The sequence below is a fragment of the Mycobacterium sp. Panama NTM2 genome, assembly GCF_054355555.1.
In genome coordinates this window covers 2,285,064-2,298,807 of the sequence record NZ_CM135953.1, presented here as the reverse complement: position 1 = coordinate 2,298,807, position 13,744 = coordinate 2,285,064, and the positions used below count along the sequence as shown (strand labels likewise).

The following is a 13,744-nucleotide window of genomic DNA, read 5'->3' as shown; positions in this document are numbered from 1 at the left end:
GGAGCACTACACATGAGAATCACGCCCTGGGCCCCCCGGCGGCGGTGGCGCACCGCACGCTCCGCCGCCGTCGCACTGCTCGCCGTTCTCGCCCTCGTGCTCTCCGCGTGCGCGGGTAGCGGCGGCCCCGAACAGTCACAGGCCACCGGCACCGGCGAGGTGGCCAAGGACACCTCGGGGACCGTGCGCATCCTCATGGAGAACGTGCCCGACACCGACATTGTGAAATCGATGGTCGCCGACTTCAACAAGAGCTTCCCCGACATCACAGTCGACATCGAGTCACTGACCTACGACCAGATGCGTGACAAGCTGGTGTCCTCGTTCCAGTCGTCGACACCGAATTACGACCTGATCGTCGTCGACAACCCGTGGATGGTCGACTTCGCCAACGCGAAGTTCCTGCAGCCGCTCGACGCGCGCATCGACAGCACCCCGGACTACGACGCCGCCGACTTCTTCAAGCCCCTGACCGACATCACCACCGTCGACGGGGTGCGCTACGGCGTGCCGTTCTACAACTACGCGCTCGGATACCTGTACAACGCCGACGATCTCGCGGCCGCCAAACAGCAGGTGCCCACCAACCTCGACCAGCTCGTCAGTGTCAGCAAGGCACTCAAGACCCCCGAGCACGCCGGGATCGCGATGCAACCGCAGCGCGGCTACAAGATCTTCGAAGAGTGGGGCAACTGGCTCTTCGCCGCGGGCGGCTCCATCTACGACGCCGACGGCAAGGTCACGCTGAACACCCCGGAGGCCAAGCGCGCGCTCGAGGCCTACATCGACACCTACCAAACAGCGGCACCGCCGAACAGCCTGAACTGGAGCATGGACGAGGCGCAGCGTTCGGTGTCGGCCAACCAGTCGGCCTCGATGATCAACTACAACTGGCAGCTGCCCGCCATCAACGAACCCGGCTCCGGACCCGCCGCCGGCAAGGTGAAGCTGGCCCCCATCCCGGGCGGCAAGCAGGTGCTGGGTTCGTGGAGCTGGGCGATCCCGGCCAACTCCGCGAGCTCCGACGCGGCATGGGCCTTCGCGTCGTGGATCACCGCCAAGCCGAACGACGTCACCCGCGTCGAGAAGGGTGGTGCGGCGATCCGCAAGAGCACGCTCGCCGATCCTGCTGTGCTGCAGGGCAAATTCGGTGCGGATTACTACAAGACGGTCGAGCAGCTGCTGGCGAACTCGGCACCGTTGAGCCAAGGGCCCAGCGGTGAGGAGATGATCCAGGCGGTGGGCACCGAGCTCAACGAGGCGGTGGCCGGCACCAAGAGCGTCGACGACGCGCTGGCCGCAGCGCAGGCCGCCGCGGAGAAGATCCAGAGCTAGCCGCGGCCCGAGAACCGGAAGCCGACCACCCCACGAAAGGAGCGCAGACCGCCATGAAATTCGCCCATGGCATGGTCACCCCCCTCGTCGCCCTTTTCGTCGGGGTGGTCGGTTTCCCCCTCGGCTACGCCGCGTACCTGTCGGTCACCGATTACAAGCTCACCGACCGGGGCGCGCCGAGCATCGTCGGTGCCGATAACTACACCGCCACTTTCGGTGACACCGCGTTCTGGCACTCGTTCGGCACCACCGCCCTGTTCGTCGCGGTGGCCGTCGGTATGGAGCTGATTCTCGGTCTGGCGATCGCGCTGGCGCTGCAGAAGCAGCGCTGGGCAAAGGATCTCACGCGGTCGATGCTGCTGGCCCCGATGTTCATCACGCCCATCGCGGTCGGACTCACCTTCCGTTTCCTGCTCAACGACCAGCTCGGCGCGATCCCGGAGCTGTTGCGCGGGCTCGGCATCTCCTACGACTTCTTCGGGCCCGGCCGGGCGCTGTTCACGATCGCGTTCATCGACGTCTGGCAGTGGACGCCGTTCATGGTGCTGTTGCTGCTCGCCGGCCTCGAATCGATTCCGCGCGAACCGATGGACGCCGCGCGGGTCGACGGTGCGAGCGCCTTCTACGTGCTACGGCGGGTGACGCTGCCGCTGCTGACACCGGTGCTGGTGGTGGCGATCCTGCTGCGCTGCCTGGATGCGATGAAGGTGTTCGAGTACGTGTTCGCGACCACCCGCGGCGGCCCGGGCACCGAAACGGAGACGTTGCAGTACTTCATCTACCAGACCGGGATCCAGTTCTTCCGCCTCGGTTCCGCGTCGTCGATGGCGTTCGTCGTGCTGGTGGTGGTGCTGGCCATCATCGTGGTGGCATTCCGCCGGATGGACCGGGCACGAGAGGGGACCCCGACGCGATGAGCCGCTTCTCGATTCTCGGGGTGCTGCGGGTCGCGCTGTTGTGGGCGGCCGGCATCACGGTCGCGTTCCCGCTGGTGTGGATCGCCCTGGCCAGCGTGAAAACGCCTGCGCAGCTCGACGATCCGTTCCTGCTGACGTTCACCCCGACGCTGGCGAGCTGGCACAACGTGCTGGACTCGGGCATCCTCGGCGCAGCCGGCCGCAGCGCACTGGTGGCCGGGGTGACCGTCGGCATCAGCGTCGTGGTCGGCAGCATGGGCGCCTACGCCATCGCCAGGTTTCGCGCCGGCGGCACGCTGACCCGGTTCGGGATGCTCGCCGCCCAGGTGCTGCCCCCGGCGGTGCTGGTGTTCCCGTTCCTGACCATGGCGTATGCGCTCCGGCTGACCGACACCCTGGTGCCGGTGATCTTCGCGCACCTCAGTTTCGTTCTCCCCGTAGTCACCTGGTTCCTGATCGGGTTCTTCGAGGCGGTGCCACGGTCTCTGGAGGAGCAAGCACAGGTCGACGGCTTCACCCGCTTCGCCGCGTTCCGGCTGGTGGTGCTCCCCCAAGTGCTGCCCGGCATCGGCGCCTCGGCGATCTTCGGGTTCACCCTGTCGTGGAACGACCTGTTCTACGGCCTGATCCTGGCGCCGGGCAAGGCGGCGATCCTGCCGGTGGCGATCGCCGGCTTCAACACGTTCCGCGGAGTTCAGATCGGCTCGATGAGCGCGGCGATCCTGATCGCGGTGATTCCCGTCGTCGTGGCGAGCTTCTTCATCCAGCGCAGGTTGGTGCAGGGCATCAGCGGCGGCGCGGTGAAGTTCTAGGAAGGCATCTATGGCGCACGTCCGCTTCTCCGGCGTCACCAAGGCGTACGGAAACACCTCGGTGGTCAGCGATCTCGACCTCGAGCTGCCCGACGGCTCGTTCACCGTGCTGGTCGGCCCCTCAGGCTGCGGCAAGTCGACGTCGCTGCGCATGCTTGCGGGACTGGAGACCGTCACCTCGGGCACCATCACGATCGGTGACCGCGACGTCACCCATCTGCAGCCACGCGATCGCGACATCGCCATGGTGTTCCAGAATTACGCGCTCTACCCGCACCTGACGGTCGCCGAGAACATCGCGTTCCCCCTGCGGGCCACCCGCACACCCCGGCGCGAAGCGCTCTCACGTGCCGGCGAGATCGCCGAATCACTCGGCTTGGAAAAGCTGTTGTCGCGCAAGCCCAAAGACCTCAGCGGCGGCCAACAGCAGCGGGTCGCGATCGGCCGGGCCATCATCCGCGAACCGTCGGTGTTCCTGTTCGACGAGCCACTGTCCAATCTCGACGCCAAGCTTCGGGTGGAGACCAGGACCGAACTCCTGCAGATCCAGCGGCGGCTGGGAATCACCTCGGTGTACGTGACCCACGACCAGGAAGAGGCGATGACACTCTCGGACCGGATGGTGGTGATGCGCGACGGCCACATCGCGCAGCAGGGACCGCCGCAGGAGGTCTACGCCCGCCCGGCCGACACCTTTGTCGCCACGTTCGTCGGCAGCCCGAAGATGAACCTGTTCGACGGCGAGTTCCGAGGCCGAGACTTCCTGCTGGCCAACGGTTTCGCACTGAGCACCGACCGGACCGGCGGCGCCGGCCCGGTGCGCCTCGGGGTACGGCCCGACGATCTGCAGCTCGCCCCCGTCACAGGCGAGGACGGTGCAGCCCGGGTCACGCTGATCGAGAACCTGGGCCCCCGGGCCATCGTCTCGATCGACGCGCGTGGCACCGAGATCACCGCCGTCGTCGAGGGTCCCGCGCTGGCGGGAATCACCGAGGGCACCCCGGTCGCGCTGTCCGTGCGCCCCGGCGCCACCCACCTTTTCGACGCCGCCAGCGGGCAGCGATCCGCGTAGAACACGAGAGGAACACAACACCTGATGAGCAGAACCGTCGTGGTGACCGGCGCAGGCTCGGGCATCGGCCGCGCGATCGCCCGTGAACTGGCCCGCCGAGATTGGCGGGTGGTCGTCACCGATCTGGACGCTGACGCCGCCGCCGGCGTGGTCGCCGAGCTGCCGAACGCCGGCGCCGCACACGAAGCCGCCGCGCTCGACGTGACCGATGCGGCCGCCGCGTCCGCACTCGCCGCCGACGTGGCCGCACGTCTCGGCCTGCACGCCTGGGTGAGCAACGCCGGGATCTCGTTCATGCACCGCTTCCTCGACGCACCCGTCGAGCGCTACGACCAGACGATGGCGGTGAACCTCAAGGGCGTGTTCGTCTGCGGCCAGGCCGCCGCGCGGGAGATGGTGCGCGCCGGCGTGTCCGGCGCGATCGTCAACACCGCGTCGATGGCGGGCAAACAGGGTCGCGTGCCGTACCTGTCGGATTACGTGGCCTCGAAATTCGGCGTCGTCGGCCTGACCCAGGCGATGGCCTACGAACTCGGCGAGCACGGCATCACCGTCAACTGCGTGTGCCCCGGTTATGTCGAAACGCCCATGCAGTCACGGGAATTGGAGTGGGAAGCGGAATTGCGCGGCACCACCCCCGACGGTGTACGCGACATGATGCTCGCCGACACCCCGCTGGGCAGGCTCGAACAACCCGAGGACGTCGCCCGTGCAGTCGCGTTCCTGCTCTCCGACGACGCCCGGTTCATCACCGGGGAGGCGCTCGCCGTCAACGGCGGCGCCTACATGGACTGAGACCCCTACCCCCTGAGCTGTTCTCCAACAGAAAGGCACTTTTCGTGACCACCACCTGGCTCGACGAGGTTTTCGGCGTCCGCAAGCCCGTCATCGCCATGCTGCACTTGTCCGCCCTGCCCGGGGATCCCGGCTACGACTCGGCAGGCGGCATCGCCGCGGTGCTCGAGCGGGCCCGCACCGAACTCGACGCGCTGCAGGGCGGCGGTGTCGACGGGATCATGATCAGCAACGAGTTCAGCCTGCCGTATCTGACGAAGACCGAACCGATCACCGCGATCACGATGGCACGCATCATCGGGGAACTGCTGCCCGACATCAGCGTGCCCTACGGGGTAAACGTGCTGTGGGACGGTCGCGCGTCGATCGACCTCGCGGTCGCGACCGGTGCGTCGTTCGTGCGGGAGATCTTCACCGGCGTCTACGCCAGCGATTTCGGCCTGTGGGACACCAACGTCGGCGAGGTCGCGCGGCACCGGGCCCGTGTCGGCGGCGCCGGGGTCAAGCTGCTGTTCAACATCGTCCCGGAATCGGCGCAATACCTCGCCGATCGGGATCTGGCCGCGATCACCCGCACCACGGTGTTCGCCACGTTGCCCGACGCGATCTGCGTCTCGGGCGCCACCGCCGGCTCACCGACCGACACCGAGGCGCTCAAGGTGGTCAAGGACGCCGCCGGTGCCGTACCGGTGTTCGTCAACACCGGGGTGCGGGCCAACAACGTCGCGAGCCAGCTCGCCGTCGCCGATGGCGCCGTCGTCGGCACCTATTTCAAGAAGGACGGCGTGTTCGAGAACCCGGCCGAGAAGTCGCGAGTGGAAAAACTCATGGCCGCCGCCAAGGAGTTCCGGCAGGCCCAGCGGTGACCGCGCTGGCGCCCAACGGTGCACTGCGCGCCGCGCACGTGCCGGTCGAACTCACCGACGTGTCGGCCGACCAGAGCGTGGCCGGGCAACCGCAGACCGGCAGCGTCGAGCTCGGCACGCTCGGAGGGGTCGAGGTCGGCATCTGGGAGATGACCGAGGGCGTCATGACCGACGTCGAGAGCGACGAGATCTTCGTCGTTCTGTCGGGCCGTGCCACCGTGGAGTTCGCCGACGGCGCAGCGCCGTTGACGCTCGTGGCCGGTGACGTGGTGCGGCTGGCCGAGGGGACGCGGACCACGTGGACCGTGACGGAGCGGCTGCGCAAGGTCTACCTCACCTGAGCGCCACGCCCAGCTCGTCTGGGGGCACCACATGCCCGTTCTCGCAGACGATGTCGACGCTCGCCTGCGCCCCGCACCCGAGGTGGCGCAGGCGCAGCGACGGATCGCCAAGGTGCTTGCGGCCCCACTCGAACATCGCCCACACCACCGGCATGAACTCCACCCCGGCCTCGGTGAGCACGTACTCGTCGCGGACCCGCTGCCCCGGTTCACGGTACGGCTGCTTGGTCAGCAGGCCCGCGTCGACGAGCTCGGAGAGTCGGGCCGAGGTGGCCGCCTTGGTGATACCGACCCGGCGTGCGAAGTCGTCGAAGCGGGTCGTGCCGTAGGACGCCTCCCGCATGATCAGCATCGCCGACTTGGTGCCCACCAGCCCCATCGTCTTCTCGATCGGGCATTTGCCGATCGCCGACCACGCGTCGCGGTCGGCCAACGGCCCCTGCAGCACTGTCATGCAGATCACTCTCCTGCTGGGTTGTTGTGGGTGAACTCAGCTGTTACATCTGAGTATAGAAGGCAGTACTCAGAGTCGAGTCTCAGGAGGACACATGGCTGACTACTCCGACCGCGACGCCGTGATCGTCGGCGCGGTACGCACCCCCGTCGGTAAGGGTAAGGCCAGCGGCTCGTTGCACGACGTGCTGCCCGCGGATCTGCTCGCCCACAGCCTGCGCGAACTCGTCACCCGCACCGGAATCGACCCGGTCGACGTGGACGACGTGATCGCCGGTGCCGTCACCCAGGCCGGCGACCAGGCGCTCAACATCGCGCGCAATGCGGTGCTCGGCGCCGGATTCCCGGAGTCCGTCCCGGGGACGACGGTCGATCGCCAGTGCGGCAGCAGCCAGCAGGCGATCAGCTTCGCCGCACAGGGGGTACTCGCCGGCGCCTACGACATCGTGATCGCCGCGGGCGTGGAATCGATGAGCCGCGTGCCGATGGGTGCGTCCGTCCTGCCGGGCAGCAGCCCGTTCGGCCACGGAGTGGCGCAGCGCTACCCCGACGGGCTCGTGGCCCAGGGCATCAGCGCCGAGTTGATCGCGGCGAAGTGGAACTTGTCGCGCACCGAGCTCGACGAATTCTCCGCCGAAAGTCATCAGAAGGCGGCCCGCGCCGCAAAGGACGGCCTGTTCGACGCCGAGCTCGCGCCGATCGCGGGTCTGACCCACGACGAGATCATCCGTCCCGACACGACGGTCGAGACCCTGGCCGGGCTACGGCCGGCGTTCTACGACGAGGCCATCGGAGCGCGCTTCCCGCAGATCGACTGGCGGATCACCCCGGGCAACAGCTCACCGCTGTCCGACGGTAGCGCCGCGGTGATGATCACAAGCGGGGCGGCCGCGCGCCGGCTGGGCCTGACACCGCTGGCCCGGATCCACACGACGGTCGCGGTGGGCTCGGACCCGCTGTACATGCTCACCGGCGTGATCCCCGCGACCGAGAAGGTGCTGGCTCGTTCCGACCTGACGCTGGCTGACATCGACCTGTTCGAGGTCAACGAGGCGTTCGCGCCGGTGGTGCTGGCGTGGGCCCGCGACACCGGCGCGGATCTGACCCGCACCAACGTCAACGGCGGCGCGATCGCGATCGGGCATCCGCTGGGCGCCAGCGGCGCCCGCATCATGACCACGCTCGTCCACGCCCTGCAGCAGCGCGGCGGTCGCTACGCCCTGCAGACCATGTGCGAGGGCGGCGGAATGGCCAACGCCACGATCATCGAGCGGCTCTGACATGCCGACCGAGACCCCCTTCGAGGGAGTCCGGGTGCGCTATGACAGCACGAAGGGTTACGAAGAGCTGGTCGCCGCGCTGCTCGCCGACATCGGCGAGCAGCCGGTGCCGATCACCGAGATCGGCGCCGCGGGCGGCGACTGGGAGGCGTACCGGCGACGCGTCGAACCCTACGTCGGGCCCAGCGGATTCATGCTGTTCGCGCTGCTCGACCACGGCGCGTGGGTGACCAAGGCCGGTATCGAGCGCAAGGTGCTGCGAGTCATCCTCGGCAACCCGTTGATCGCGGTCACGATGCTCCGGCACGACCAGACGGCAGGGCTGTTCGTTCCGGTCGAAGCGGTGATCCTCGACGAGGACGACGGCAGCAGCCTCACCTATGTCCGACCGTCGTCGCTGATGCTCGTCGAATCCAACAACGAATTGCGCGCCGCCGCAGCGGCTCTCGACCACAAGCTGGCGGCGCTGGCCGCCAAGGTCACCTCGTGAGCTCGAACAACGGGATGACCCGGGTCGTCTTGGCCTGGTACTCCCCGAACTGCGGCGCCTTCTCGACGACGCGCGGGTAGAGCGCGTCGCGCTCCTCGCGCGGCAGTTCTCTGGCCACGGCGTCGTAGGAGTCCTCGCCGATCTCGACGTGAACGTCAGGGTGGGCGCGCAGGTTGTGCACCCACGCCGGGGCCTTGGGCGCGCCACCCATGGAGCCCGCGATGAGGATCCGGCCGTCGATGTCGAAGTACACCAGCGGTGACAGCCGCGGCTGTCCCGACTTGGCGCCGGTCGTGGTCAGCAGCACGATGGGCGAGCCCTCGAACATGCCGCCTACCTTGCCGCCGTTGGCGCGGAACTCCTCGACCACCTGGCGATTCATCTGGTCCAGCGCATCGCGGTTGGCGGCCAGTTCTTCTGAGTTGAATTCGGTGTCACTCACACGGGTCACGACCCAGGCGAGGCCGAATCTATTCCCCGGAAAATCGACCAAACCGGCCCGTGGGCGCACTCCGCGGCGGACCATGAGGAGGTGGCTGACAGCGGTCGGCCCGACGTCGACGTGGTCGTCGTGGGGGCGGGCTTCGCCGGACTCTACGCCGTGCACCGTTTCCGGTGTGCGGGCTTGACGGTGCGGGTGTTCGAGGCCGGAGACGACATTGGCGGTACCTGGCACTGGAACCGCTATCCGGGCGCGAGGGTGGACATCCCGAGCGTCGACTACATGTTCACGTTCGACCCGGACTGGCAGCGCGACTGGCAGTGGTCGGAGAAGTACGCCACCCAGCCGGAGATCCTGCGCTATCTCGACCACGTCGCCGATAAGTTCGACCTCCGTCGCGACATCGTGTTCGACACCCGTGTCGACGCCGCCCGCTGGGACGACGGGCGCGAGCTGTGGCAGGTGCACACCGGCTCGCAGACCACGACGTGCCGCTACGTGGTGATGGCAACCGGGTGCCTGTCCATTCCCAAGGACCCCGACATCTCCGGCCTCGAGAGGTTCAGCGGACAGATCTACTCCACCAGCCGCTGGCCGCGTGCTTCCGTCGACTTCACCGGACAGCGCGTCGCCGTCATCGGTACGGGATCATCGGGCATCCAGTGCATTCCGCACATCGCCCGACAAGCACGCGAACTCGTGGTCTTCCAGCGCACCCCGAACTTCTCACTACCCGCGCACAACGGGCAACTGGCGCCGGAGAAGCTCGAGCAGTTGCGCGACGAGGCCGGCTATCGTGCCGCCGGACGGCTGTCGTTCGGCGGCGTTCCCATCGAACGCACGATGACGCCCACCTTCACCGCATCCGAGGCGGAACGGCGCGAGCGTTACGAACGTGCTTGGGAGATCGGCGAATTGCTGGAGCTGCTCAACGTCTACTCCGACGTGATGTCAGATCCAGCCGCCAATCGCGAACTCGCCGACTTCTTCCGAGCGAAGATCAGGGCAACGGTCGTCGACCCGGAGATCGCGGAGGCGCTGTGCCCGACGGGTTATCCGATCGGCGCCAAACGCGTGTGCCTCGACACCGACTACCACGCGACGTTCAACCGTGACAACGTCCGACTCGTCGACCTGCGCCGAGATCCTCTGCGTTCGGTGACATCCACCGGAATCGACACCGAGCAGCAGACGTTCGAATTCGACTCGATCGTGCTGGCGACCGGCTTCGACGCCGTCACCGGAGCTGTCCTGTCCGTCGACATCGTCGGGCGTGACGGCCACGCACTGCGCGACTCCTGGAAGGACGGGCCACGAACCTACCTGGGTCTGACTGTCGCCGGGTTCCCCAACCTGTTCCTCGTCACCGGCCCCGGCAGCCCATCGGTGCTCTCGAACATGGCGGTCTCGATCGAGCAGCACGTCGATCTGTGCGCCGAGCTCATCACGGAGTTGCGCAGCAGCGACTTTCACACCATCGAACCCACGGAGACCGCGGTGGCCGGATGGATGCAGCATGTCGATGACTGCGCCGCCATCACCTTGTTCCCACAAGCGAATTCGTGGTACCGGGGCGCGAACATCCCGGGCAAACCCACGGTGTTCATGCCTTACACGGCGGGTGTGGACTTCTACCGCGCGGCGTGTGAAGAGATGTTGGCCCGCGATTTGCTCGGCTTCCGCCGCATCGGACCGTCCGGACACAGGTGTCGCGACGGGGTGATCCGCCGACTGCAGCCCGATGTCCAGATGGTCCTCGAGCAGACGGCACTGCTGGGACTGCCTCCGCTGGAAACGATGTCGCCGGCGGACGCACGGGCCACCTTCGGCGCGATCATCGCGATGTATCCGCCGGGTCCAGCGGTCGCGGGCGTCGTCGACGGCGTCTACCCGGGCGCGGTGGGCGACATGGCGTACCGCCTGTATCGCCCACAATCCCCGGGCCCCCACCCGATCGTGCTGTATTTCCACGGCGGTGGATGGGTACTCGGCGACTCGACTTCCGACGACGGGCTGTGCCGTGATCTGTGCCTCCGCACCGGGGCGATCGTGGTCTCCGCCGAATACCGACACGCCCCAGAACATCGGTTTCCGGCTGCCGTCGACGACGCCGTCGCGGCCGCCTCATGGATCGCCGACCACGCCGCGGCAGTCGGCGGCGACCCCGAACGCATCGTGGTGAGTGGGTGGAGCGCGGGCGCGGGGCTTGCCGCAGTGGTGAGCCAGGCGGCTCGCGACACCGGCGGACCGCGCATCGTGGGACAGGCACTCCTCGCGCCGGTGACCGACACTGACACGAGCCGCCCGTCCTATGCCGAGTGCGGCTCCGGTTACGACCTCGACGCGTCGTTGATGCAATGGTTCCTCGATCAGTACTGCGACCCGCCGCAGCGGAACGACCCGCGCATAGCCCCGCTGCGAGGGAAGAACCTGCGCGGTCTGCCGCCCGCGGTGATCGTCACCAACGAATTCGATGTCCTGCGCGACGAGGGCGAGGCATACGCTGCGGCGCTGCGCGCTGGGGGCGTTCCCGTCGAGCACATCCCGGCCCGCGGTCACACGCACTGTTCGCTCACCATGGTCGGGCTCGTGGTGTCCGGCGCACCCGTGCGCGAAAAGTTCGCCGAAGCGGTCCGCAGGCTACTGGTGCCGATGCCGGTCTAGACGCGAACGAGCTCGAACAGTGGAATCGTTCGCGACGTGTTCGCCTGGTAGCCGGCGAACACCTGCGAGTACTCGACGACCTTCTGCCATGTCGCGTCGCGTTCGTGGGCGGGCAGTTCGCGCGCTCTGACGTCCCACGTCTCGGTGCCGACCTCGATGCGGGCACGCGGGTTCGCCCGCAGATTGTGCACCCACGCCGGGTTCTTCGGCGCGCCGGCGTAGGAGCCGACGATGATCATCTTCTCGTCGATGGTCAGGTAGGCCAATGGCGACAACCGCGGCTCTCCCGACTTCGCGCCGACGGTGTGCAGCAACAGCAGCGTGCCACCTTCGAAGGGGCCGCCGACTGTGCCGCCGTTGGCGCGGAACTCCTCGACAATCTTCCGGTTGAAGTCGTCGAGCGCCGCCGTGTCGGAGTACAGCTTCGTCTTGTCGATGTCGCTCACGGCTTGCCCACCTTCTCCGGTTTCGCGTCGATGCCGGATTCCTTGCGCTGCTGCGGCGTGATCGGCGCCGGGGCATCGGTCAGGGGGTCGACTCCGCCGCCGGACTTGGGGAACGCGATCACCTCGCGGATCGAGTCGACACCGGCGAGCAGCGCGACGATCCGGTCCCAGCCGAATGCGATGCCCCCGTGTGGCGGAGCGCCAAAGGTGAACGCGTCCAACAGGAATCCGAACTTGTCCTGGGCTTCGTCGTGGTCGATGCCCATCATCGCGAACACCCGCTCCTGGATGTCGCGGCGGTGGATACGGATCGAGCCGCCGCCGATCTCGTTGCCGTTGCAGACGATGTCGTAGGCGTTGGCCAGTGCGGAGCCCGGATCGGTGTCGAACGTCGCCTCGGACTCGGGCGTGGGCGCGGTGAATGCGTGGTGCACCGCGGTCCACGCCCCGGACCCCACGGCGACGTCGCCGGAGGCCGTTGCGTCGTCGGCCGGTTCGAACAGCGGCCAGTCCACCACCCAGGTGAAGGCCCACGCGCTCGGATCGATCATGTCGAGGCGCTTGGCGATCTCGATGCGCGTGGCGCCCAGCAGCGCCCGCGCCGCCTTGGGAGTGCCTGCGGCGAAGAACACGCAGTCACCCGGCTGTGCCCCGACATGGGCGGCCAGCCCATCGCGCTCGGTGTCGGACAGGTTCTTGGCGACGGGTCCAGTGAGCTCCCCATCCTCACCGACGAGCACGTACGCCAGTCCCTTGTGCCCACGCTGCTTGGCGAACTCCTGCCAGCCGTCGAGCGTGCGGCGCGGTTGCGAGGCGCCGCCCGGCATCACCACCGCGCCCACATACGGCGCCTGGAACACGCGGAACGGCGTGTCGGCGAAGTACTCCGTGCACTCCACCAGCTCCACCCCGAACCGCAGATCGGGCTTGTCACTGCCGAACCGGCGCATCGCCTCGGCGTAGCTGATGCGCGGCAGCGGCGTCGGCAGGTCGTAGCCGATCAGTGCCCACAGCGCCCGCAGGATCTCTTCGGACACCGCCATCACGTCGTCGGCCTCGACGAAGCTCATCTCCATGTCGAGCTGGGTGAACTCGGGCTGGCGGTCGGCGCGGAAGTCCTCATCGCGATAGCAGCGCGCGATCTGGTAGTAGCGCTCCATGCCCGCGACCATCAGCAGCTGCTTGAACAGCTGCGGGCTCTGCGGCAGCGCGTAGAAGGAACCGGGCTGCAGGCGAGCGGGCACCAGGAAATCGCGTGCACCCTCGGGTGTCGAGCGCGTCAGCGTCGGCGTCTCGATCTCGACGAAGTCGTGGGCGGCCAGCACGCCGCGTGCGGCGGCATTCACCTTGGAGCGCAACCGGATTGCATTCCCGGGGCCCTCGCGGCGCAGATCCAGGTAGCGGTACTTGAGCCGGGCTTCCTCGCCGGCGGTCTCGTCGAGCTGGAAGGGCAGCGGCGCGCTCTCCCCCAGCACCGTCAGCGACGTCGCGTTGACCTCGACCTCGCCGGTGGGGATCTCGGCGTTGGCGTTGCCCTCGGGCCGGATCTCGACGACGCCCGTCACGGCGACGCAGAACTCCGAGCGCAACCGGTGCGCCTGGTCGAGGACGGTTCCCTCCCGGAACACCACCTGAGACACCCCGGAACCGTCGCGCAGATCGATGAAAATGACGCCGCCGTGGTCACGGCGGCGCGCCACCCAGCCGGCCAGCGTGACCGTCTGACCGGCGTCGGCGGCACGCAACGATCCGGCGGTGCGGGTACGCAGCACGAAAAACTCCTTCGGAAACAGCGGTGATCGACGATCCAGTCTAGAGGTGGGCCCCGTCG

Annotated in this window: 14 protein-coding genes; 10 read left to right on the top strand and 4 right to left on the bottom strand. The window is 67.8% G+C overall.

The window, feature by feature from the left end:
* Positions 1–12: 12 nt before the first annotated feature.
* The 7 genes from ACXYX3_RS11005 to ACXYX3_RS10975 are packed head-to-tail and all read left to right on the top strand — an operon-like array spanning position 13 to position 6,138.
* Positions 13–1,335 carry an ABC transporter substrate-binding protein gene (locus ACXYX3_RS11005; RefSeq protein WP_458611705.1) on the top strand — a complete coding sequence of 441 codons (1,323 nt, stop codon included), beginning with the start codon at positions 13–15 and terminating at the stop codon, positions 1,333–1,335.
* Between the two features lie 53 nt (positions 1,336–1,388).
* Complete coding sequence (locus ACXYX3_RS11000) at positions 1,389–2,252, top strand: carbohydrate ABC transporter permease (RefSeq protein WP_458611704.1); 864 nt, start codon at positions 1,389–1,391, stop codon at positions 2,250–2,252.
* A complete protein-coding gene (locus tag ACXYX3_RS10995; protein WP_458611703.1) occupies positions 2,249–3,064 on the top strand; it encodes a carbohydrate ABC transporter permease in 816 nt (271 codons plus the stop codon). Before ACXYX3_RS11000 ends, ACXYX3_RS10995 begins: the two co-directional genes overlap by 4 nt.
* A 10-nt stretch (positions 3,065–3,074) precedes the next feature.
* A complete protein-coding gene (locus tag ACXYX3_RS10990; protein ID WP_458611702.1) occupies positions 3,075–4,136 on the top strand; it encodes an ABC transporter ATP-binding protein in 1,062 nt (353 codons plus the stop codon).
* A gap of 24 nt (positions 4,137–4,160) precedes the next feature.
* On the top strand, positions 4,161–4,931 hold the full coding sequence (locus ACXYX3_RS10985; protein WP_458611701.1) for an SDR family NAD(P)-dependent oxidoreductase: 771 nt from the start codon (positions 4,161–4,163) through the stop codon (positions 4,929–4,931).
* A gap of 44 nt (positions 4,932–4,975) precedes the next feature.
* Positions 4,976–5,797, top strand: a complete 822-nt coding sequence (locus ACXYX3_RS10980) for a BtpA/SgcQ family protein (protein WP_458611700.1) — start codon at positions 4,976–4,978, stop codon at positions 5,795–5,797.
* Positions 5,794–6,138, top strand: coding sequence for a cupin domain-containing protein (locus ACXYX3_RS10975; RefSeq protein WP_374238321.1), 345 nt, complete (start codon positions 5,794–5,796; stop codon positions 6,136–6,138). Before ACXYX3_RS10980 ends, ACXYX3_RS10975 begins: the two co-directional genes overlap by 4 nt.
* On the opposite strand, the gene ACXYX3_RS10970 is transcribed toward ACXYX3_RS10975, so the two are convergent.
* Positions 6,131–6,592, bottom strand: a complete 462-nt coding sequence (locus ACXYX3_RS10970) for a winged helix-turn-helix transcriptional regulator (protein WP_241203800.1) — start codon at positions 6,590–6,592, stop codon at positions 6,131–6,133. The two genes, ACXYX3_RS10975 and ACXYX3_RS10970, sit on opposite strands and share 8 nt — an antisense overlap.
* A 94-nt stretch (positions 6,593–6,686) precedes the next feature.
* Here ACXYX3_RS10970 and ACXYX3_RS10965 point away from each other — a divergent pair, with 94 nt between their 5' ends.
* Positions 6,687–7,871 (top strand): thiolase family protein, encoded by a 1,185-nt coding sequence (locus tag ACXYX3_RS10965; protein WP_458611699.1) that lies wholly within the window; start codon positions 6,687–6,689, stop codon positions 7,869–7,871.
* Between the two features lies 1 nt (position 7,872).
* Entirely contained in the window at positions 7,873–8,361 is a 489-nt protein-coding gene (locus ACXYX3_RS10960; RefSeq protein WP_458611698.1) for a DUF302 domain-containing protein, read from the top strand.
* Here ACXYX3_RS10960 and ACXYX3_RS10955 read toward each other — a convergent pair.
* Positions 8,351–8,743 (bottom strand): nitroreductase family deazaflavin-dependent oxidoreductase, encoded by a 393-nt coding sequence (locus tag ACXYX3_RS10955; RefSeq protein ID WP_458612046.1) that lies wholly within the window; start codon positions 8,741–8,743, stop codon positions 8,351–8,353. The two genes, ACXYX3_RS10960 and ACXYX3_RS10955, sit on opposite strands and share 11 nt — an antisense overlap.
* 150 nt (positions 8,744–8,893) lie before the next feature.
* Between ACXYX3_RS10955 and ACXYX3_RS10950 the strand changes: the two genes are divergently transcribed.
* A complete protein-coding gene (locus ACXYX3_RS10950) occupies positions 8,894–11,467 on the top strand; it encodes a flavin-containing monooxygenase (RefSeq protein WP_458611696.1) in 2,574 nt (857 codons plus the stop codon).
* On the opposite strand, the gene ACXYX3_RS10945 is transcribed toward ACXYX3_RS10950, so the two are convergent.
* A complete protein-coding gene (locus ACXYX3_RS10945; protein ID WP_458611695.1) occupies positions 11,464–11,913 on the bottom strand; it encodes a nitroreductase family deazaflavin-dependent oxidoreductase in 450 nt (149 codons plus the stop codon). The two genes, ACXYX3_RS10950 and ACXYX3_RS10945, sit on opposite strands and share 4 nt — an antisense overlap.
* Positions 11,910–13,685, bottom strand: coding sequence for an aspartate--tRNA ligase (aspS, locus tag ACXYX3_RS10940; protein WP_458611694.1), 1,776 nt, complete (start codon positions 13,683–13,685; stop codon positions 11,910–11,912). Before aspS ends, ACXYX3_RS10945 begins: the two co-directional genes overlap by 4 nt.
* Positions 13,686–13,744: the final 59 nt, after the last annotated feature.